Raw genomic sequence first — 19,906 nt, 5'->3', positions numbered from 1 at the left:
ACGCGGCCGCCTTGATATGCGCGTTAGCAAATACATACGATGCTTCCGCAAAGTCACCGGAGAGGCACGCCCGAGGGGGGCAAGGCACATGGCACGACTCCATCGCCGTATGGCCGTGGCGCTGAGCGGCGGGACACTCCTGGCCCTGATCGCGGCACCGCTTGCCGCGGCGTCCCCCCGGGAGGCCCCCGCATCGTCGCGAACGGTTGCGGAAGGCAACGCCTCACTGGTGATGGTGCTGGACTCCTCCGGCTCGATGGCCGAGGACGACGGCTCGGGCAGCACCCGTATCGAGTCCGCCCGCCGCGCCGTGGGCACGGTCGTCGACGCGCTCCCCGACGGCCATCCCACCGGTCTGCGGGTCTACGGCGCCGACCGGGAGGAGGGATGCACCGACACCCGCCTGGTGCGGCCGGTCGAGCCACTGGACCGCGCCGCGCTCAAACGCGCCGTCGCCGAGGTGGAGCCCAGGGGGGACACCCCCATCGGCCTGGCACTGCGCAGAGCGGCCGAGGACCTGCCCGAAGCTTCCGGAGGTTCCCTGGACCGCCGTACGATCCTGCTGGTCTCCGACGGGGAGGACACCTGCGGCACCCCCGACCCGTGCGAGGTCGCCGCCGAACTCGGCGGGCAGGGGCCATCCCCGGAGTCCCAGAAGTCCCCGGAGTCCCAGAAGCCCCAGAAGTCCCCGGAGCCCTCGGGGACCCTGCGGATCGACGCCATCGGCTTCCAGGTGGACGGGAAGGCCCGCGAGCAGCTCGAGTGCATCGCCCGGGCCGGCCACGGCTCCTACTACGACGCGCCCGACGCCGACGCCCTGGCCCGCCAACTCCAGCGTGCCTCGCGGCTTTCCGCCGACGGCTACCGCATGGAGGGAGAGCGGATCACCGGCGGGCGGACGGCGGACGACGCCCCCGAGATCGCCCCCGGCCAGTACACGGACACCATCGGCCCCGGTGAGAAGCGCTGGTACGCCGCGGAGCTGGGCGGCCCCGCCGAATCGGCCGCCGACGACCTCGCCGTGACGGCCGTGCCCCAGCCCGGGGTGCCGGTCGCCTCCATGGACGGCCTCCGGCTCACCCTGGTCCGGGACGAGAAGTACCGGCCGCGGTGCGGCAGCGCCTGGCGGTACTTCGGCCGGAACGCCGGAGCCATGCCGATCACCGCCGCCGTCAGCCGGATCCCGTCGGCCGACGGGGGCCGCGCCTGCGACGGGGCCGGCCGCTACCTGCTGACGGTCGAACGGCGCTCCCACGCGGACTCCGACCGGGGCCGCTGGCCCTTCGAACTGCTCCTCGCCACCGAGAAGCCGCTCACCGAGGGCACCGTGCCGGCGCACTCCGAGCCCCACTACGGCGCGGGCGGCAAGGACGCGCCCCTGCCCACCGACCCGCCGCGCGACGTCGAGGGCGGCACCGGCTTCAACGACGCCCGCCGCCTCGGCCCCGGCGTGTGGCGCGACGAGCTGATCCCCGCGCAGACCCGCTGGTACCGGGTGCGGGTCGGCTGGGGCCAGCAACTGCGCTACGACGTGGAGTTCGGCAACGAGCCGACCGTCGACGGCCCGGCCGGGACGCTGACGCGCGTGAGCACCGAGGTCTACGGCCCCACCCGGGTGCCCGTCCACCCCGGCGGCGAGTTCGACACCGGGGCCCTCTACCGCGGCGAGCCGGCGGCGGTGTCGGGCGGCACGGTGCCGGTGGCGTGGACCAACCGCTGGGAGAGCGCGACCCGTGCGGTGCCGGTGCGGCGCGCGGGCGAGTACTACATCGGCGTCGGCCTCGACCCGGACGCCGCCGAGCTCGCCGAGAACGTGGCCGTCGGCTTCGTGCTGCGGGTGGCGGTGATCGGCGAGGAGAAGACCGGACCGGAGCACGGCGCGCCCGCCGTACACGAGCGGGACGGGGAGCGGGACGGCGGACAGGCGCGGAAGGAAACGGAGGCCGCCCGGGACGGCTCGGGCCCCGGCGGTGCAGGATGGTCCGGTCCGGCCGTCGCCGGGGCGGCCGGAGCGGTGACGGCGCTGGCGATCGCTCTGGCGGCCGTATACACGCGGTACACGCGCTCGCGCGGGCGTGCGGCTGCACGTACGGCGGCGGCGAAGGACGGCGGCGCCGGCGGAACGGCCGACGGCACGGCGAACGGCACGGCGAACGGCACGCAGAGCGGCAAGACGGAGGGTGGCGCATGGTGAAGGGGCGGGCGGGACGCACGATGAGGAGCTCACTGGCCGCCGCGGCGGCGCTGTGCGCGGTCGCGGCGCTGCCGGGCGCGGCCGCGGCCGCGCAGTCGGCCGGACAGGAGGACCCGCCCGCGTACGAGACGGCTCCGGGCGCCCAGCGCGTCGAGGGCGAGGAGAGCAGCGCCCACGGGCCGGCCATCGAACCGGGCTTCTACACCGACGACATCGGGCCGGGCGAACGCAGGTACTACAGCGTCACGCTGGACGGCGAGTCCAACGTCTGGATCTCCGCGACCGCCCTGCCCGAGCCCGGCAGCCGGGTCAAGAGCATGGACGGCATCGAGGTCGCCCTGGAGTCGGCGGACGGCACGAACTGCGGTGACGGGGACGTGAGCTTCGGCTCCGACGACACGGCCAGGCCGATCGCCGACCTCGCCGGGCGCATGATCAAGAAGGACGGCTACTGCCAGGAGCCCGGCGTCTACCACTTCTCCGTGGAGCGGGACAGCGACGAGACCGCCGACGCCGGCCGCTGGCCGCTGGAGATCTCCTTCATGCGGGAGCCGGGACTGCGCGATCCGGCCTCCGGCGGCCCGTCCGAGGCCGCGCCCGACGCCGCGACGCCGAGCCCGTCGGGGGCGCCGAAGGGGGAGACCCGGCCCATCGAGGGCGGTACCGGCTTCAACGACGCGCCCGGCATGGGCGAGGGCAACTGGAGCGACCGGCTGCGGCCCGGCGAGACCCGCTTCTACAAGGTGCCGCTCGACTGGGGCCAGCGGCTCCACACCCAGGTGGAGTTCGGCACGGCCAAGGCCAGGGGCGACAGCGCCCCGTACGTCAGCGGCGCCTTCCGGGTGGACTTCTACAACACCGCCCGCGGGCGGATCGGCACCGACGGCGTGGGCTACCGGCCAGACAAGCCCGCCGCGTACCGGCTGGACGGACAGCGCGTCGCCTTCGCCAACCGTTTCGACGGCAGCACGGAGCTCGGCGAGACGCGCTTCGCCGGCTGGTACTACATCGCGGTGCACGCCAACGGGAAGCTGGCCGAGTCCGTCGACGGCACGGTGCCCGTGGTGCTGCGCACCACGGTCGCGGGCGAGCCGGAGGCCGGTCCCGAGTACGACGGGAACGCCGAGGAGGCCGGCTTCGGGGTCACCGAGGACGACCGCGAGGCCGCGGCCGAGGGCCTGAACCGGTCGGCCGCGGAGAGCGGGGAGACCCTGCGGCTGCTGGGCTGGGCCGGGATCGGCGCCGGCACCGCGCTGATCCTGGGGCTCGGCCTGTGGACGATCCTCGCCCGGCGGAGCGCGGCCCGCGCCTGAGGGCCGGGACGGGGTGCGGGGCGGGGCGCCCGGCTGTCAGGGCGTCCGGGTCAGGGCCCAGACGCCGACGGCGATGAGGACCAGGGCCAGCACCAGGAGCGGGGCCGCCACCTTCGCGGGCGGCCCCGGCCTGCGCGCCGCGGGAGCGCGGTGCCCCGCGTCCGCCGGGCGGGCGGTCGTATAGGGCTGCGTCGGCTGCGTCGGCTGCGTCGGCATGCCGGCGAGGGGCGGCTGTGAGTACGGCTGCGGATACGGATACGGCTGGGCGGCGGGTGCCCCGGCAGACGTCTGCGTGGTCTCCTGTGCCGTCACCGGTGCGTGGGCCTGGGCCGCGGGCGGAACCGGCGCCGGGAACGGCGGGGCCTGCGGCGGTTCCCGGGTGTACGCCTGCACGGGCGGGGGGAGGTGGAAGCTCCCGGTGTCGGAGGCCGGGAACCCCGGGGCCTTCAGGTCTTCCCCGCTCCCGCTCTCCGGCCCCTGCCCGGTGTCCCCGGCGTCCCCGGCGTCCCCGGTGTCCCGCGGGCCCTCCCGGTCCTCCGGCCCGTCCGGCCCGAACCCCGGCGGCAGCGGACCGATCTGGTCGAAGACCTCCACGGCCTCCTGCTCCACCGTCGCGTCCGCCGACAGCAGCTCCGCGGCGGAGGCCAGCGCCCTGCGTACGCCCGTCGCCGTACGGAAGCGGGCTTCCGGATCGGGGTGCAGCAGGGTGCCCAGCACCTGCCACAGCGGCTCGGGGATGTCCTGCGGCGCGGGCGGCACCCCGTGGACGTACGCCTCCACCAGCGCCTGGGAGTCGGGCTTGCGGCCGGTCAGCAGGTACAGCGCCACCAGCCCGACCGCGTACAGGTCGGCGGGGAAGTCCGGCTCGGCGCCCATCAGCTGCTCGGGGGCGAAGTAGCCGGGGGTGCCGACCACGTAGTCGGCCTCGGTCAGCCGCGGTTCGCCCTTGCGCATCGAGATGCCGAAGTCGGACAGCCGCAGATGGGGCCGGCCGGTGCCGGTGGCCTCCAGCAGGATGTTGGCGGGTTTGATGTCGCGGTGCACCACGTCCTCGGCGTGCACCGCGGAGAGCCCCGAGAGCAGCTGGTCGAGCAGTGTGCACACATACGCCGGCGGCAGGGGGCCGTAGTCGCCGATGAGGTGGGCGAGCGACCCGCCGCGGACCAGGTCCATGGTGAACAGGACCTTGTCGTCGTCGGCGGCCCAGCTCGTCGGGGCCAGGACATGGGGGTGGTCGATGCGCAGCGCCTGCTCGCGGACGAACCGCAGCAGGGTGTGCGCGTCGCTCTGCTGGAGGACCTTGGCGGCCACGTAGCGACCGCGCCGGTGGTCCCAGGTGCGCCAGACCGCGCCCACGCCGCCGCGTCCGATCGGGTCGACCAGTTCGTACCGACCCGCGAAGACCTCGCCCATCGCGCTGTGCCCGCCTCGTCCCTGTACCCGTCGGTTGCCCGTCCCGCCGGCCGCCGCCGCCGTTCTCAGGCCTGATGCGCCTCGTAGTGCCGGACCGCGTCGGCGGTCTTGCCCGCGCCGTACACCCTCAGGAACTCTGCCAGCTCCGGGTGGCTTCCGGCGAGGGAGTCGGAGGCCTCGATGATGTCGGCGGCGTCCGCGACCGAGCGCAGCAGCGCCTGGATCTCGCGTACGACGCGCTTGACGGTGGTGGCCTGCCCGCCGGAGGGGGTGACATGGGTGGAGGAGGTCAGCACGTTGCCGCCGGCGGTGCGACGGATCTCGTCCATGCGCTGGGTGGCCTCGGCCGCGGTGACGGTGCCCTTGCTGACCTCGGCGGCCAGTTCCTGCAGGGCCTGGACCCGCTGGACGACGGCGGGGTTGCCGATCTTCGCCCGCTGGCCGCTCATGAGCTGGGAGAGCATGGGAGCCGAGAGGCCGAGCACCGTGGCCAGCCGTGCCTGGTTGAGGCCGAGGTCGTCGATGAGCCGGCGGAAGAGGGTGCCCAGCGGTTCGCCGTACCACTGGCTCTGCAGTTCCCTCGCCCGGGCGGTCGCCTCCTGCTGTGCTGCGTCCATCGCTCTCTCCCCTGTCTCCCCGGGTCCGCTTCGCTGGAGCGAACTTCCGGAGCATCCTACGGAGGCGGCGCACGCGGAGCGATACCCGGTCGGAACCAACCCGGGGCATTGGGTACTCTGTTCCGTGGCGGGGCTTTAGCTCAGTTGGTAGAGCGCTGTCTTTGCATGGCAGATGTCAGGGGTTCGACTCCCCTAAGCTCCACACCACACAGGCCCGGTGCCGCGGAATCCACGGATTCCGCGGCACCGGGCCTGCCGCGTGCCGTGCCGCTTCGCGCGGCCCTCCCGAAGCTCGACGGACGGCGACGGTCCGCCCCGCCCACCGGAGGGGAGGGCGGACGCCGGCGCAGTCAGCGCTCCTCGTCCGACGGGGCGGCCCCGGAGGAGGTGCCCTGGGTGTCGGTCTGGGCAGCCGTCGCCCCGGCCTTCGGCTCGGCGGACCCGGTCTCCTCCATGACGGCCGCGTCGTCGCCGACCTCGGTGGCGGCCGGGGGCTCGACCAGCCAGTCGGGGCTGGACTGCTTCTCCCACCACTTCCAGGCGGCCACCACGCCGCCGGCGACGACACCGACCACCATCAGCCGCTTGAACGCCCGGCCCCTGCGCGCCCGGCGGGCGTTGCGCCGTGCGAGCTTGCGGATGTCCTGGGCGGTCAGCTCACCGCGCAGCGCGGCGACGGCCGCGGTGGAGCGGGCCACCGCCGCCTCCCGTACCGGGCCGGCCGCGGCGCGGGCGGCCTCGACGCGGGGAGCCGCGTACTCGCTCGCCGTGCGCGCCGCCTCGCGGGTGCGGTGGGCGGCCCGGGAGGCGGCCAGGTCGACCGCGGGGGGCAGGGTCTCGCGGGCTTGCTCCAGCCGCGGCGCGACACGGGCGGCGTACTGTCCGCGCACCGTGGACCGGGCCTGTCCGGCCGCGAGGGCCACCTTCGGCGCCACCGCTTCCGCGGCGTGCCGCACGGTCTCCCTCGCGTTGTCGGTCGCGCTGCGCACGCTGTCCATGCGGGTCACGGGATCTCCTCCTCGTCGGTGGCGTGTGTCTTCCGCCTTCCACCCATGATGGAGATCATGCCTTCACAACAGTGTCGAGGCATGTCCCAACGGGCATACGGGCTATGCCGTACTTCCGCCGCTTGTCCCGTTGGCGGGGCTTCTGCGGTTCCCGCCCTCTCCGTCCTCTCCGTTCCCTCCGTCCTTGCCGCCGTCCACGCGCTCGCGCGGTTTGCGCGGTCCGCGTAGGCCACGGGGCCGCCGCGGCCCGCCCGGCGGGACCCCCGCCGAACGGCGCCGCGGGTTTGGCTGTGCGAGGATCGGGGGGTTCCGAAAGTGCAGACGGAAGGTAGACCGTGGCCGAGCAGCTCTACGCCACCCTGAAGACCAACCAGGGCGACATCACCATCCGGCTCTTCCCGGACCATGCGCCGAAGACGGTCAGGAACTTCGTCGAACTCGCCGAGGGCAAGCGCGAGTGGACCCACCCGGCCACCGGGAAGAAGTCCACGGACCGGCTGTACGACGGCACGGTCTTCCACCGGGTGATCAGCGGCTTCATGATCCAGGGCGGCGACCCGCTGGGCAACGGCACCGGCGGCCCGGGCTACGAGTTCGGTGACGAGTTCCACCCGGACCTGGCCTTCAACAAGCCGTACCTGCTGGCGATGGCCAACGCCGGTCCGGGCACCAACGGGTCGCAGTTCTTCATCACCGTCTCCCCGACGGCCTGGCTGACCGGCAAGCACACCATCTTCGGTGAGGTCGCCGACGAGGCGGGGCAGCGGGTCGTGGACGCCATCGCGGCCGCCCCGACCAACCAGCGCACCGACCGTCCGCTGCAGGACGTCGTGATCGAGTCGGTGGTCGTCGAGAAGCGCTGAGAAGCGCCGACCGGCCGACCGGAGCCGATCGGCGGGCGGCCCGGCCTCGCGCGCGCCGCGCGGCCGGGCCGCTCGCCGGGAACCCACCGCCTTCTCCGTCCGTAGGACGGAGGGGGCGGTGTTCTCCGTCCCCGTGGGTATGCCACGACCGTGGGCGGGGGGCGTGCCGTGTCCGTCGTGAGGGGGCGTTGAGGTGGCCATGGAGGATCAGCAGGACGGTGCGCGGCCGGGGATGCCGCGCTGCTACCGGCATCCCGACCGGGAGACCGGCATCTCCTGCGCCCGCTGCGACCGGCCGATCTGCCCCGAGTGCATGATCCCGGCCTCGGTCGGCTACCAGTGCCCCGAGTGCGTGCGCGGCGGCTTTGGTACGGGCCGCGCCGCGGGCGACGCCCGGCCGCGCACCCTGGCGGGCGGCGCCGTCGCCGCCGACCAGCGCCTGGTCACCAAGGTGCTGCTGGGGATCAACGCGGCGGTGTTCTTCGCGGTGCTCGCCGCCGACGACCGCTCGCTGCTCGGCGCGCTGACGATGCTGGGCTACGCCTACGATCCGGCGGCGGCCGACTGGGTCGGGGTCGCGGACGGCGAGTGGTACCGCATGCTGACCTCGGCCTTCCTGCACCAGGAGATCTGGCACATCGGCTTCAACATGCTGGCGCTGTGGTGGCTCGGGCCGCAGCTGGAGGCGGCGCTGGGCCGCTGGCGGTTCCTGGCGCTGTATCTGCTGTCCGCGCTGGGCGGCAGCGCGCTGACGTATCTGCTCGCCGCGCAGAACCAGGAGTCGCTGGGCGCCTCGGGCGCGATCTACGGGCTGTTCGGCGCCACCGCCGTGCTGGTGCGGCGGATGCGGTACGACATGCGTCCCATTCTGGTGCTGCTGGCGATCAACCTGCTCATCACCTTCAGGATCCCGAACATCGCCTGGGAGGCGCACATCGGCGGCCTGGTGGTGGGGGCGGTCATCGCCTACGCGATGGTGTACGCCCCGCGTGCCCGGCGCGCGCTGGTGCAGTACGGGACGATGGCCGCGGTGCTGCTGGTGATCGCGGTCGTCTGCGTGGTCCGCACGGTGGAACTGCTCGGCCGCTGACCGGCGGCCGCCGGCTGTCGACCGGTGGCCGACGGCTGCCGGCCACCGCGCACGAAGCTGTGGCCAGAGGTTATCCACAGCAGGTGACCGGTCTTGTGCATGGTGTGGGCGGCCGCCGGTACGGGGTTCCCGGCGGCCGCGCGCATGCGTGTTTCCCCAGGGTGACGGGGGTCGGGCCCACTCGTCTACCGAGGGTCACCAGTCATAACGACAGACAGGCTGAAGAAGTTATCCACAGATCTTCTGAAGTTTTCCCAGGGCTGTGGAAGACTTGTGGATAACGCTGCCGCGGGGGCGGAACCGGTCCGGTCGTGGCGGGTGCGGCGGGGTGTGGCGGGGTGTGGCGGCGACTACTTCCACTGGGTGGAGACGACGAACCCCGCCGCGATGAAGCCGAAGCCCACCACGATGTTCCAGTTGCCGAGCGACTGGACCGGCAGGTCGCCCGTCGTCACATAGAAGACGACGATCCATGCGAGTCCGATCAGGAACAGCGCCAGCATCAGCGGCGCGACCCAGCTCCGCCCCGAGGTGAGGCTGATGTTCGCGGCCTTCTTCGCCGGCGGCGGCGTGAACTCGTCCTTCTTGCGGATCCGTGACTTCGGCACGAGGGACTCTCCTGTCGATGCGCTGCGTGACCGCGCGGGCCTGTCCGTGATGGCCCTTCCCCGGCGGCCGGAGTCCGGTCCGGGGACCGGGGGAGGAGGCCGGGGAGGGGACGATTCCTGATTCCGCTAGCGTAGTACTTCCGCGTGCTGGAGGGAGACAAGGGTAAGGTGACCAATTCCCGCTTCCGGCCCGTCCGGCTCGCCACGGCGGGTGTCTTCGCCCTCGCCGGCTTCCTCTTCTGGATCAGCTTCAACACCGCCCAGGGCACCGACCTGCGCACCGACGACTCGATGCTGCGCCTGTCCGACCTCATCGAGGACCGCAGCGACGACATCGAGGCGCTGGACGAGTCCGTGGGCGCCCTGCGCCGTGAGGTCGACGCCCTCGCCCGGCGCGACAGCGGCGGCACGGAGAGCGAGAAGCGCGTCTTCGAGGAGCTGGAGCGGACCGCGGGGACGAGGAAGCTCTCCGGCTCCGGCCTCACCGTCACCCTCGACGACGCCCCGCCCGACGCCACCGCCCGTATGCCCGGCCTCCCCGAACCCCAGCCCAACGACCTCGTCGTCCACCAGCAGGACCTCCAGGCCGTGGTCAACGCGCTGTGGGCGGGCGGGGCCGAGGGCATGAAGGTCATGGACCAGCGGCTGATCTCCACCAGCGCGGTGCGCTGCGTGGGCAACACACTGATCCTCCAGGGCCGCCTGTACTCCCCGCCGTACACCGTCACCGCCGTCGGCGACCCCGACCGGATGCGCGAGGCGCTGGACGCCGCCCCCGCCGTCCGCAACTACCGGGAGTACGTCGACGCCTACGGCCTGGGCTGGTCGGTCGACGAGCACGACGAGGTGACCCTCCCCGGCTACTCGGGCGCGATCGACCTGACCCGGAGCACACCGGTGGACTAGGCGGCCCGCGGCCGGGCCGGACAGCCCGCGGCCGGGCCGCCGGTGGTCTGTGACGCATTGCGGGACTTGTGCCTCCCGCCGGGCCCGCGTACCCGTACTCTGGTTGCGCGAGTAACAGAAGGGACGGCTACACGGCATGTACGGCTGGATCTGGCGGCATCTGCCGGGCAACACGCCCGTACGGGCGCTGCTCTCGTTCGTGCTGGTCCTGGCGGTTGTCTACGTGCTCTTCCAGTACGTCTTCCCCTGGGCGGAGCCACTGCTCCCGTTCGGCGACGTGACGGTCGACGAGGGCCGGGCCGGATCGGGGCAGGGACGATGAGCGCGCGCATCCTGGTCGTCGACAACTACGACAGCTTCGTCTTCAACCTCGTCCAGTACCTCTACCAGCTCGGCGCCGAGTGCGAGGTGCTCCGCAACGACGAGGTCCGCCCCGAGCACGCGCGGGACTCCTTCGACGGAGTGCTGCTCTCCCCCGGGCCGGGCACGCCCGAGGAGGCCGGGGTCTGCGTCGAGATGGTCCGGCACTGCGCCGCCAGTGGTGTGCCGGTCTTCGGCGTCTGCCTGGGCATGCAGTCCATGGCCGTGGCGTACGGCGGTGTGGTGGACCGGGCGCCGGAGCTGCTGCACGGCAAGACGTCGCTGGTCAGCCATGGCGACGGCGGTGTCTTCGCCGGGCTGCCCTCCCCCTTCACCGCAACCCGCTACCACTCGCTCGCCGTCGAGCCCGCCACCGTCCCGGCGGAGCTGGAGGTCACCGCGTGGACGGAGACGGGCGTGGTCATGGGGCTGCGCCACCGCGAACTGCCCGTGGAGGGCGTGCAGTTCCACCCCGAGTCGGTGCTCACCGAGTGGGGCCATCTGATGCTCGCCAACTGGCTCGCGGAGTGCGGTGACACCGGCGCCGTGGAGCGCTCGCGGGGGTTGGCCCCCGTGGTCGGGGCGTGACGGCCCTGCGTCCGGAGGGCACCCACGGGGCTGACCCGCTCGCCGGGCGCCACCGGGCCGGCCCGCCCGCCGACGCCGACATCGACGCCGACATCGACGCCTACGCCGACGCCTATGCCGAGCAGGCCGAGCAGCAGGCCTTCGAGGCCGCGGTGGGACGGCTCGCCGATCCGCTGAACGACCCGCTGCCGGGGCAGGAGCCGGTACGGGGGGAGGAGCGGCCGAGGCCGTACGCGCCCTACGCCGATCCGTACGCGCCCGGCGCCGGTCCGTACGCGGAGCCCTACGCGGAGACGTACCGACCGACCACACCCGAGCCCGCTCCCGTCCCCGCTCCCGTCCCCGAGCCCCGGCCCGCGCCGGTGTCCGCGCCCGCCCTCGACGACGAGACGATGACGCTGCGGCAGGCGCACCTCCCGGCGGACGAGACGATGGCGCTGCGCCGGGTGGAGGCCCCGCCCCCGGCACCGCACGAGGGGTCACCCGCCGCCGAGCCCGCCCCTGGGTCCGTCTCCGGGGCCGCGGCCGAATCGGCGCCGGCCTCCGGCGCGCCCCGTCCCGGCGGCCGTGCCGCGCGGCGGCGGGCGGCACGGGCGAGCCGGGAGAGCCCGATGGTGGTCGCCAGCCGGGTCCTCGGAGAGCTGTTCATCACCCTCGGCGTGGTGATGCTGCTGTTCGTCTCCTACCAGCTGTGGTGGACGAACGTGATCGCCAACCACCAGGCGGGCGACGAGACGGAGAAGCTGGAGCAGCGGTGGGGCGAGAAGGGGGACGAGGACAGCCGTGACCCCGGGGTCTTCTCCGCCGGCGAGGGCTTCGCGATCATGCACATCCCCAAGCTGGACGTGAAGGTGCCCGTCGCCGAGGGCGTGGACGAGGACGGCGTCCTCGACCGGGGCATGGTCGGCCACTACGGCGAGGACCCCCTGAAGACGGCGATGCCCTGGGACGACAAGGGCAACTTCGCGGTGGCCGGGCACCGCAACACCCACGGCGAGCCGTTCCGCTACATCAACAAACTCGACCCGGGCGACCCGATCGTGGTGGAGACCAAGGACACCTACTACGTCTACGAGATGGCCAACCGCCTCGACTCCACCCTGCCCTCGAACGTCAGCGTCATCGACCCCGTCCCCGAGGGATCGGGGTTCACCGGGCCGGGGCGGTACATCACCCTGACCACCTGCACGCCCGAGTTCACCTCGAAGTACCGGATGATCGTCTGGGGGAAGCTGGCCGAGGAGCGCCCGCGCAGCGAGGGGAAGCCGGACGCCCTCGTCCGATAGCCTGCGCGCAGGAACTGTGGAGGGGAACGGGCGGTGCGTCGGGTGGCAGTGATCGACCAGGACAACGGTTCGCGGACGGATCCGCCGCCCCCGCCCCGCCGTCGGCGCCCGTGGCTTCCGGCCGTCGTCAGCCTGCTGGGCGAGCTGCTGATCACCGCCGGTGTGGTGCTGGGCCTCTTCGTCGCCTACTCGCTGTGGTGGACGAACGTGATCGCCAACCGCGAGGCCGAGCGCGACGGCAACGAGGTGCGCGAGAGCTGGGCGGAGGACGGGCCGGGCGGCGAGGAGAAGAAGGAGTACGAGGGCGGGGACGGCGTCGGCTTCCTCCATGTGCCGTCGATGGGCGGCGAGGTGCTGATCAAGAAGGGCACCGACACCGAGGAGCTGAACAAGGGCGTCGCCGGCTACTACACCGACCCCGTGGAGGCCGCGCCGCCGTGGGAGGGCGAGGGGAACTTCTCACTGGCCGCGCACCGCGACGGCCACGGCGCCAAGTTCCACGACATCCACAAGATCGACGAGGGTGACCCGATCGTGGTGGAGACCGAGGACACCTGGTACGTCTACAAGGTCTACGAGACGCTCCCCAGGACATCCAAGTACAACGTCGGCGTACTGGCGGACATCCCCGAGGAGTCGGGGAAGAAGAAGCCCGGCCGGTACATCACCCTGACGACCTGTACCCCCATCCTCACCTCCGACTACCGCTACATCGTCTGGGGCGAGCTGGTGCGCACCGAGAAGGTGGACGAGCGGCGTACCCCGCCGAAGGAACTGCGCTGACCTGTACGCGCTGACCGGTAAGCGCTGAGCGGTGGGATCCGGCCGCCGCTCAGCACGTACCGCCCGCGCCACCGCCCCGTCCGGGGACGGGGACGGAACGCCCGAGGGCCCCGACCGGAAGCGACCGGTCGGGGCCCTCGGCTGTGTGCCGCGTGCGTACAGGCCTCACGGACCTCACGGACCTCACGGGCGGCGGGCGCCCGGCGGGATCAGCCGCCCCCGCCGGTCATCCCCTCGATGAAGCCGCCGCCACCGCCCGGCCCGCCGTCCCCGCCGCCGAAGGTGCGCACGGTGACCGTCTCGCCCTTCTTCAGCTGGGTGCCGGCGGGCGGGTCGGTGGTGAGGACGACGGCCTTGTCGTCGCCCGGACCCGACACGGCGACGTTGAAGCCGGCGTCCTGGAGCGCCTTGCGGGCGTCCTTGAGCGGTGTGCCCGCCGCGATGGCCGGGACGGCCACCTGCTCCTCGGCGGGCGCCTTGGCCACGATCAGGGTGATGGGGGTGTCCGCCTCGACCTTCTGGTTCCCCGGGGGGTCCTGCTTGAGGACAGTGTTCGGGGGCTGCTCCGCGTTCTCCTGCTCGGCACGCGAGATGTTGGTGAAGCCCGCGTCCTGCAGCTGCTTCTTGGCCGCCTCGAAGTCCTGCCCGACGACGGGAGGCATGGTCGGCCGCGGGTCCTCCCTGGCCACCGTGATGGTGACGGTGGTGCCCGGCTTCGCCTTCTCCCCGCTGCCCGGGTCCTGCTCGGTGACGGTGCCGGCCGGCTGCTCCGAGACCTCGGTCTCGCGCTCGACCTCGAAGCCCGCGTCCTTCAGTTCCTGCTCGGCGTCGTCCGCCGTCTCGCCGACGACGTCCGGGATCTCGACCTCGCTGGGACCCTTGGACATGATCAGGGTGATCGTCTCACCCTCCTCGACCTCGGTCCCGGCCGCCGGGTCGGTCCTGCAGACGGTGCCTTCCTTCTCCTCGCAGAACTCGCTGGTGCCCTTGGCGACCTCGAGTCTGGAGTTGACGGCCTTCTGCTCGGCCTCCTCGAAGGTGTTCCCGATCATGTTCGGCACCTTCGCGTTGTTGTCGGTGGGGCTGAAGATCACCTTGCCGATGAACACCGCGCCGATCAGCACCAGGATGCCGCCGAGGACCAGCAGGATCGTGGAGAGCTGGTTACGGCCCCCGCCGCCGCGCCGCCGGTCGGGCCGCTCGTCGTAGCCGTAGCCGCCGTCGTCCTCGCGCATCGGCGGCAGCATCGAGGTCTGGGCGGACACCGGGGCCGTGGCGCGCAGGGCGGTGGTGGGCTGGTCGTCGGGGTGGTAGCCGCCGCCCGCGCCGTAGCCGGCCGCACCCATGGCCGCCGCGGCGCCGACCGGCTGGCCGTCGAGGGCCGCCTCGATGTCGGCGCGCATCTCGTCGGCGGACTGGTAGCGGTAGTCCGGGTCCTTCACCAGCGCCTTGAGGACGATGGCGTCCATCTCGGGCGTGATCTCGGGGTCGAAGGAGCTGGGCGGCTGCGGCTCCTCCCGCACATGCTGGTACGCCACCGCGACGGGGGAGTCCCCGACGAACGGGGGCCGCACCGTCAGCAGCTCGTACAGCAGGCAGCCGGTGGAGTACAGGTCGGAGCGGGCGTCGACCGTCTCGCCCTTGGCCTGCTCCGGGGAGAGGTACTGGGCGGTGCCGATGACGGCGGCGGTCTGGGTCATGGTCATGCCGGAGTCGCCCATGGCACGGGCGATGCCGAAGTCCATCACCTTGACCTGCCCGGTGCGCGTCAGCATGACGTTCGCGGGCTTGATGTCGCGGTGGACGATGCCGTTGCGGTGCGAGTACTCCAGCGCCTGGAGGATGCCGACGCACATCTCCAGGGACCGCTCGGGCAGCAGCTTGCGCCCGGAGTGCAGCAGCTCCCGCAGGGTCGAGCCGTCCACGTACTCCATGACGATGTACGGGATGGAGATCCCGTCGACGTAGTCCTCGCCGGTGTCGTAGACGGCGACGATCGCCGGGTGGTTGAGCGAGGCGGCGGACTGGGCCTCACGGCGGAAACGAGCCTGGAACGTGGGGTCGCGCGCGAGGTCCACCCGGAGGGTCTTCACCGCGACGGTGCGGCCCAGGCGGGTGTCGTGGGCGAGGTAGACCTCGGCCATACCACCCCGGCCGAGCACCGAGCCCAGCTCGTACCGGCCGCCGAGGCGACGCGGCTCTTCCATAGTCTCCAGCCCTCTCCGTGCGTCCTGACCGTCTCCCTGCGCGGTCCGGCGGTGCTGCTCGGCATACGGTACCCGGACCGTGTGATGGGCCGGGATACGACCGCTGATGTGACCGCTGATGTGACCGTCGGCGTGACCGCCGAGGTGACCGGGCCTCCCGGTCACCTCCTGCCGTCGAGAGCCGCCTCCATCATGGCCTTGGCCACCGGGGCGGCCAGCTTGCTGCCCGCGATGTCGTCGCGGAGGACATCGGCGCTCTCGACGACGACCGCGACGGCGATCGGGGTCGAGCCGTCGGAGGTCTTGGCGTACGAGATGAACCACGCGTACGGGTTCTTCTCGTTGTTCTCACCGTGCTGCGCGGTACCGGTCTTGCCGCCCACCGTGACGCCGTCGATCTGCGCGGGGACTCCCGTGCCCTTCTCGACGACCGTCTCCATCATCTGCTGGAGCTTCTGGGCGTTCTCCGCCGAGGCGACCTCGCCCATCTCCCTGGGCTTGTGCTCCTCGACGACGTTGAGGCCCGGGGCGATGAGCTGGTCCATCATGTACGGCTCCATCATCTTGCCGTCGTTGGCGACGGCGGCGGCCACCATGGCCATCTGGAGCGGGGTGGCGCGGTTGGACGCCTGGCCGATGCCGGCCATGGCGTTCTGCGGCCGGTTGTCCTCGGGGTAGACGGACTCGGCGGCGCGGACCGGGACGAAGTGCTCCTGGTTGAAGCCGAACCGCTCGGAGTACTCGATCATCTTCTCGTTGCCGAGCTCGTCGCTGATCTTGGCGAAGACGGTGTTGCACGACCACTGCATGGCCACCCGCAGCGAGGCGTCCTCACAGGGGTGGTTGCCGTCGTTGCCCAGGTCGGTGGTGCTCTGCGGCAGCCGGTACGGGTCCGGGGTGTCGGTCTTCTCGTCGATGTCGTACATGCCGCTCTCCAGCGCCGCGGCGGCCGTGACGACCTTGAACGTCGAGCCGGGCGGATAGGTCTGCCGCAGCGCCCGGTTGAGCATCGGCTCGTCCTCGTCCTTCAGCAGGGAGTTCCACTTCTCCGCGTCCTTGGAGGAGTTCCCCGCGAAGGAGGACGGGTCGTAGGAGGGGGTGCTGACCAGACCCAGGATCGCGCCCGTCTCGGGGTTGATCGCGACGGCCGCGCCCTTCTTGTCGCCCATCGTCTCGAAGCCGGCCTTCTGGACGTCGGCGTCCAGCGTCGTGACGACGTTGCCGCCCTTCTGGTCCTCGCCGGTGAACATGTCGATGGTCTGGTTGAAGAACAGCCGGTCGTCGTCGCCGGTGAGGATGCCGTCGTAGATGGCCTCGAGCTGGGTGGCACCGAAGGCCTGGGAGGCGTAGCCGGTCACCGGGGCCCAGATCTCGCCGTTCTTGTACGTCCGCTTGTACTTGAAGTCGGTGCCCTCGGTCGCCTTCGAGCCGGTGACGGCCTTGCCGTCGACGATGATGTTGCCGCGCGGCTGGGCGTACCGCTCGATGGCGACACGGCGGTTCTTCGGGTCGTTCCTCAGCTCGTCGCCCTGGGCGAACTGGATCCAGTTGCTGCGGACCATCAGGGCGACCATGAGCAGACCGCAGAAGATGGCGACACGGCGCAGGGGCTTGTTCACGATCGGACCACCTGGGTCATCTCGGCATCGGGTGAGGGCGCGGGGGCGGGGGCGGGTCGCCGTGCGGTGTCGCTGATCTTCAGCAGGATCGCGACCAGTGCCCAGTTGGAGATGACGGACGAACCGCCCTGCGCGAGGAAGGGCATGGTCATACCGGTCAGCGGGATCAGGGCCATCACACCGCCGGCCACCACGAAGACCTGGATGGCGAAGGCCGAGGACAGCCCGACGGCCAGCAGCTTGCCGAACGGGTCGCGGGCGGCCAGGGCGGTGCGGATGCCGCGCTCGACCAGCAGGCCGTACAGCAGCAGTATCGCCATGACGCCGGTCAGCCCCAGCTCCTCGCCGACGGTGGCGAAGATGTAGTCGCTCTTGGCGGCGAAGCCGATCAGGTCCGAGTGGCCCTGCCCCAGACCGGCACCGAGCATCCCTCCGGAGCCGAAGGCCCACATGGCGGCCGCGGGCTGGTTGACCTGGCCGGTCTCGCGGACGGTGTGGAACGGGTCGAGCCAGTCCTGGACACGGCCCTGCACATGGGGCTCGAAGCTGGCCACGGCCACCGCGCCGACGACGGCCAGGGTGAGGCCGAAGAGGATCCAGCTGGTGCGCTCGGTGGCCACGTAGAGCATCACCACGAAGAGGCCGAAGAAGAGCAGCGAGGTGCCCAGGTCGGTCTCGAAGACCAGGATGAGCACGCTCAGGGCCCAGATCGCCAGAATCGGGCCCAGGTCGCGGCCGCGCGGCAGGTACAGGCCCAGGAAACGGCGGCTGGCCAGTGCCAGGGCGTCCCGCTTGACCATCAGGTAGCCGGCGAAGAAGACCGCGATGATGATCTTGGCGAACTCACCGGGCTGGATGGACATTCCGCCGATGGTGATCCAGATCTTCGCGCCGTAGACCGCCGGGAAGAACATCGGCAGGATCAGCAGGATCAGCGCGACGACCATGGAGATGTAGGTGTAGCGCTGCAGAATGCGGTGGTCCTTGAGGAAGACCAGCACCCCGAGGAAGAGCGCTATCCCCAGCGCGGACCACATCAGCTGGTTGGGCGCGGCGATCCCGTCCCCGCGCAGGGCGAGTCTCTCCGACTGGTCGAGCCGCCAGATCAGCACCAGCCCCAGCCCGTTGAGGAGCGTGGCGATCGGCAGCATCAGCGGGTCGGCGTACGGAGCGAATCTGCGCACCACGAGGTGGGCCACGCCGGCCATCAGACCGAGGCCGAGGCCGTAGCCGAGCATGCCCGCGGGCATCTCGCCGTTGATGGCCAGGCCCACGTTGGCGTAGGCGAAAACCGGGATCAGCACGGCGAAGACGAGCATCGCCAGCTCGGTGTTGCGGCGGCTGGGCAGGCCTCCGGGGGAGATCGTCGTGTTGCTGCCGGTGGTCCCGGTGGCTTGACTGGTGCTCATGGCGTGCGGCCCCCTATCACGTGGTGCACTGCTTGGCGAGCCTCTGCTGCTCCTCCGGGAGGGTGGGGCCGGGAGTGGGAGCGGTCGGGCTCTTGACGCTGGCGGTGGCGGCGGAGTTGAGGGAGTCGGGAGAGGACGCGGCCGGGTCGGGGGAGGCGGACGGCTCGGAGCGCTCGCCGGCCCCGGCGCCCTCGCGGGCGGAGCCGCTCTCGTCGGCCTTCCCGGCCTCCGCCTCCGCGCGCTCCTTCGCCCTGCGCTGGGCGGCGACGATCTCGCAGACCTCGGCCTGCTCCGCCAGCTTCTCCAGCCGGTTCTCCGCCTGGGTGAGGCTGTCCATGGAGATTCCGGCCTCGACCTCGTTGCGCTGGTAGGTCGGAAGGTACTTGAGTTCGACCGGCGAACTCCGCTCGACCTCGCTGAGCTGGATCCAGGCCAGCTTCTGGCTGATGCCGCGGTAGATCGCGACGCGGTCGCCGTCGGCCCCGACGTAGAACTGGGTCTGGGTCCATCTGTGGGCGCCGTACAGGCCGCCGCCGAGCAGGCCGAGGACGAGCAGGGCGAGGAAGATCCGCTTCAGCCACCTGAACCGCTTGCGCGGCTTGGCGAAGTCGCCCTCGGCGTAGGCGCCGAACGCTCCGGCGGGCGGGGTGGTGCCACCGCTGCCGGGCGGGCCGAAGCTTCCCTGCGGGCCTTCGGCCGACTGCTGCTGGGGCACTCCGCCGCGGCCGAGTTCGGCGGCGCGGGCGGCGGGGGTCCGGAGGGCGCCGGGGTCGCCGAGCTGCTGCTGGTTCTCGGCGACGGCGCCGACGATGACCGGGGTGTCGTTGAGCCGGCCGGCGAGGGTGTCGTCGCCGACGTCCAGGACGTCCGCGACGATGCAGGTGATGTTGTCGGGACCGCCGCCGCGCAGGGCGAGCTGGATCAGCTCCTGCACGGTCTCGTGCGGCTCCTGGTGGGCGGCGAGGGTCTCCTCCATCGTCTGGTGGCTGACGACGCCGGACAGGCCGTCGGAGCACAGCAGATAGCGGTCCCCGGCCCGCACCTCGCGGATGGACAGGTCCGGCTCCACGTGGTCGCCGCTGCCCAGCGCGCGCATCAGCAGGGAGCGCTGCGGGTGGGTGGTGGCCTCCTCCTCGGTGATCCGGCCCTCGTCCACCAGGCGCTGGACCCAGGTGTGGTCCTGGGTGATCTGGGTGAGCCGGCCGTCGCGCAGCAGATACGCGCGGGAGTCGCCGACGTGCACCAGGCCGAGCCGCCGGCCCGTCCACAGCAGGGCGGTGAGCGTGGTGCCCATGCCCTCCAGCTGCGGGTCCTCCTCGACCATGACGCGCAGCTGCTCGTTGGCGCGCTGCACCGCCGTTCCCAGCGAGGTGAGCAGGTCGGAGCCGGGGACGTCGTCGTCCAGCTGCACGAGGATCGAGATCACCTCCGAGCTGGCGACCTCGCCGGCGGCCTGGCCGCCCATCCCGTCGGCGATCGCGAGCAGCCGGGGACCGGCGTAGCCGGAGTCCTCGTTGCCCTCGCGGATCATGCCTCTGTGCGATCCGGCGGCGAAGCGCAGTGACAGACTCATGCGCACCTCGCCCGTCGGCTCCGGGTACATCCGCACGGTGCCCACCCTCCGGTCGTCATGGTCGCGTTCA

General features: G+C 72.1%; 17 protein-coding genes and 1 tRNA gene. 10 read left to right on the top strand and 8 right to left on the bottom strand.

Going from position 1 to position 19,906, the window contains the following annotated elements:
• Positions 1 to 88 precede the first annotated feature (88 nt).
• Both CUT83_RS01045 and CUT83_RS01040 read left to right on the top strand, forming a co-directional pair.
• Entirely contained in the window at positions 89 to 2,194 is a 2,106-nt protein-coding gene (locus CUT83_RS01045) for a vWA domain-containing protein (protein ID WP_240958097.1), read from the top strand.
• 20 nt (positions 2,195 to 2,214) lie between these two features.
• Positions 2,215 to 3,507, top strand: coding sequence for a hypothetical protein (locus CUT83_RS01040; protein WP_143688454.1), 1,293 nt, complete (start codon positions 2,215 to 2,217; stop codon positions 3,505 to 3,507).
• 36 nt (positions 3,508 to 3,543) lie between these two features.
• Here CUT83_RS01040 and CUT83_RS01035 read toward each other — a convergent pair whose 3' ends face one another.
• Together CUT83_RS01035 and CUT83_RS01030 are read right to left on the bottom strand one after the other, a co-directional pair.
• Positions 3,544 to 4,920: a serine/threonine-protein kinase gene (locus CUT83_RS01035; protein ID WP_101253975.1), complete on the bottom strand. Its 1,377-nt coding sequence runs from the start codon at positions 4,918 to 4,920 to the stop codon at positions 3,544 to 3,546.
• Positions 4,921 to 4,985: 65 nt separating this feature from the next.
• Positions 4,986 to 5,537: a helix-turn-helix domain-containing protein gene (locus CUT83_RS01030; RefSeq protein WP_093851024.1), complete on the bottom strand. Its 552-nt coding sequence runs from the start codon at positions 5,535 to 5,537 to the stop codon at positions 4,986 to 4,988.
• A gap of 129 nt (positions 5,538 to 5,666) precedes the next feature.
• On the opposite strand from CUT83_RS01030, the gene CUT83_RS01025 reads away from it, so the two are divergent.
• Positions 5,667 to 5,739 (top strand) — tRNA-Ala (locus CUT83_RS01025).
• 148 nt (positions 5,740 to 5,887) lie between these two features.
• Here CUT83_RS01025 and CUT83_RS01020 read toward each other — a convergent pair.
• Positions 5,888 to 6,544, bottom strand: a complete 657-nt coding sequence (locus CUT83_RS01020) for a DUF5324 family protein (RefSeq protein WP_101253974.1) — start codon at positions 6,542 to 6,544, stop codon at positions 5,888 to 5,890.
• 335 nt (positions 6,545 to 6,879) lie between these two features.
• Here CUT83_RS01020 and CUT83_RS01015 point away from each other — a divergent pair, with 335 nt between their 5' ends.
• Together CUT83_RS01015 and CUT83_RS01010 are read left to right on the top strand one after the other, a co-directional pair.
• On the top strand, positions 6,880 to 7,407 hold the full coding sequence (locus tag CUT83_RS01015; protein WP_101253973.1) for a peptidylprolyl isomerase: 528 nt from the start codon (positions 6,880 to 6,882) through the stop codon (positions 7,405 to 7,407).
• A gap of 199 nt (positions 7,408 to 7,606) precedes the next feature.
• Complete coding sequence (locus tag CUT83_RS01010; RefSeq protein WP_101253972.1) at positions 7,607 to 8,497, top strand: rhomboid family intramembrane serine protease; 891 nt, start codon at positions 7,607 to 7,609, stop codon at positions 8,495 to 8,497.
• Positions 8,498 to 8,847: 350 nt separating this feature from the next.
• Here CUT83_RS01010 and crgA read toward each other — a convergent pair whose 3' ends face one another.
• Positions 8,848 to 9,105 (bottom strand): cell division protein CrgA, encoded by a 258-nt coding sequence (crgA, locus tag CUT83_RS01005; RefSeq protein ID WP_093851020.1) that lies wholly within the window; start codon positions 9,103 to 9,105, stop codon positions 8,848 to 8,850.
• A gap of 168 nt (positions 9,106 to 9,273) precedes the next feature.
• Here crgA and CUT83_RS01000 point away from each other — a divergent pair, with 168 nt between their 5' ends.
• The 5 genes from CUT83_RS01000 to CUT83_RS00980 all read left to right on the top strand — a co-directional run bounded on the left by CUT83_RS01000 (position 9,274) and on the right by CUT83_RS00980 (position 13,028).
• A complete protein-coding gene (locus CUT83_RS01000; RefSeq protein ID WP_240958098.1) occupies positions 9,274 to 10,011 on the top strand; it encodes a DUF881 domain-containing protein in 738 nt (245 codons plus the stop codon).
• Positions 10,012 to 10,147: 136 nt separating this feature from the next.
• A complete protein-coding gene (locus CUT83_RS00995; RefSeq protein WP_101253971.1) occupies positions 10,148 to 10,333 on the top strand; it encodes a hypothetical protein in 186 nt (61 codons plus the stop codon).
• Positions 10,330 to 10,959, top strand: a complete 630-nt coding sequence (locus CUT83_RS00990; RefSeq protein WP_093851018.1) for an aminodeoxychorismate/anthranilate synthase component II — start codon at positions 10,330 to 10,332, stop codon at positions 10,957 to 10,959. The genes CUT83_RS00995 and CUT83_RS00990 overlap by 4 nt, the downstream gene beginning before the upstream one ends.
• A gap of 80 nt (positions 10,960 to 11,039) precedes the next feature.
• Positions 11,040 to 12,245 carry a class E sortase gene (locus tag CUT83_RS00985; protein ID WP_101254064.1) on the top strand — a complete coding sequence of 402 codons (1,206 nt, stop codon included), beginning with the start codon at positions 11,040 to 11,042 and terminating at the stop codon, positions 12,243 to 12,245.
• Positions 12,246 to 12,287: 42 nt separating this feature from the next.
• Entirely contained in the window at positions 12,288 to 13,028 is a 741-nt protein-coding gene (locus CUT83_RS00980; protein ID WP_173914998.1) for a class E sortase, read from the top strand.
• A 209-nt stretch (positions 13,029 to 13,237) separates the two neighbouring features.
• Here the strand turns inward: CUT83_RS00980 and pknB are convergent, their stop codons facing one another.
• The 4 genes from pknB to CUT83_RS00960 form a co-directional block, all read right to left on the bottom strand.
• Positions 13,238 to 15,235 carry a Stk1 family PASTA domain-containing Ser/Thr kinase gene (gene pknB / locus CUT83_RS00975; protein ID WP_101253969.1) on the bottom strand — a complete coding sequence of 666 codons (1,998 nt, stop codon included), beginning with the start codon at positions 15,233 to 15,235 and terminating at the stop codon, positions 13,238 to 13,240.
• Between the two features lie 161 nt (positions 15,236 to 15,396).
• A complete protein-coding gene (locus CUT83_RS00970; protein WP_101253968.1) occupies positions 15,397 to 16,854 on the bottom strand; it encodes a peptidoglycan D,D-transpeptidase FtsI family protein in 1,458 nt (485 codons plus the stop codon).
• Entirely contained in the window at positions 16,851 to 18,263 is a 1,413-nt protein-coding gene (locus CUT83_RS00965; RefSeq protein ID WP_101253967.1) for an FtsW/RodA/SpoVE family cell cycle protein, read from the bottom strand. The genes CUT83_RS00970 and CUT83_RS00965 overlap by 4 nt, the downstream gene beginning before the upstream one ends.
• 16 nt (positions 18,264 to 18,279) lie before the next feature.
• Positions 18,280 to 19,881 carry a Stp1/IreP family PP2C-type Ser/Thr phosphatase gene (locus tag CUT83_RS00960; protein ID WP_101253966.1) on the bottom strand — a complete coding sequence of 534 codons (1,602 nt, stop codon included), beginning with the start codon at positions 19,879 to 19,881 and terminating at the stop codon, positions 18,280 to 18,282.
• Between the last annotated feature and the right edge of the window lie 25 nt (positions 19,882 to 19,906).

Source organism: Streptomyces barkulensis (assembly GCF_002843305.1).
In the GTDB taxonomy this organism is placed as follows: Bacteria; Actinomycetota; Actinomycetes; order Streptomycetales; family Streptomycetaceae; genus Streptomyces; species Streptomyces barkulensis.
The sequence above is the reverse complement of the archived record's forward strand: the minus strand, read 5'-3'. Positions and strand labels throughout refer to the sequence as shown.

Coding starts and splice junctions, on each gene's coding strand:
- CUT83_RS01030 (WP_093851024.1), bottom strand. CDS start 5,537: ATGGACGCAGCACAGCAGGAGGCGACCGCCCGGGCGAGGGAACTGCAG.
- CUT83_RS00995 (WP_101253971.1), top strand. CDS start 10,148: ATGTACGGCTGGATCTGGCGGCATCTGCCGGGCAACACGCCCGTACGG.
- CUT83_RS00965 (WP_101253967.1), bottom strand. CDS start 18,263: ATGAGCACCAGTCAAGCCACCGGGACCACCGGCAGCAACACGACGATC.
- CUT83_RS00990 (WP_093851018.1), top strand. CDS start 10,330: ATGAGCGCGCGCATCCTGGTCGTCGACAACTACGACAGCTTCGTCTTC.
- CUT83_RS01045 (WP_240958097.1), top strand. CDS start 89: ATGGCACGACTCCATCGCCGTATGGCCGTGGCGCTGAGCGGCGGGACA.
- CUT83_RS01035 (WP_101253975.1), bottom strand. CDS start 4,920: ATGGGCGAGGTCTTCGCGGGTCGGTACGAACTGGTCGACCCGATCGGA.
- pknB (WP_101253969.1), bottom strand. CDS start 15,235: ATGGAAGAGCCGCGTCGCCTCGGCGGCCGGTACGAGCTGGGCTCGGTG.
- CUT83_RS01010 (WP_101253972.1), top strand. CDS start 7,607: ATGGAGGATCAGCAGGACGGTGCGCGGCCGGGGATGCCGCGCTGCTAC.
- CUT83_RS01040 (WP_143688454.1), top strand. CDS start 2,215: ATGAGGAGCTCACTGGCCGCCGCGGCGGCGCTGTGCGCGGTCGCGGCG.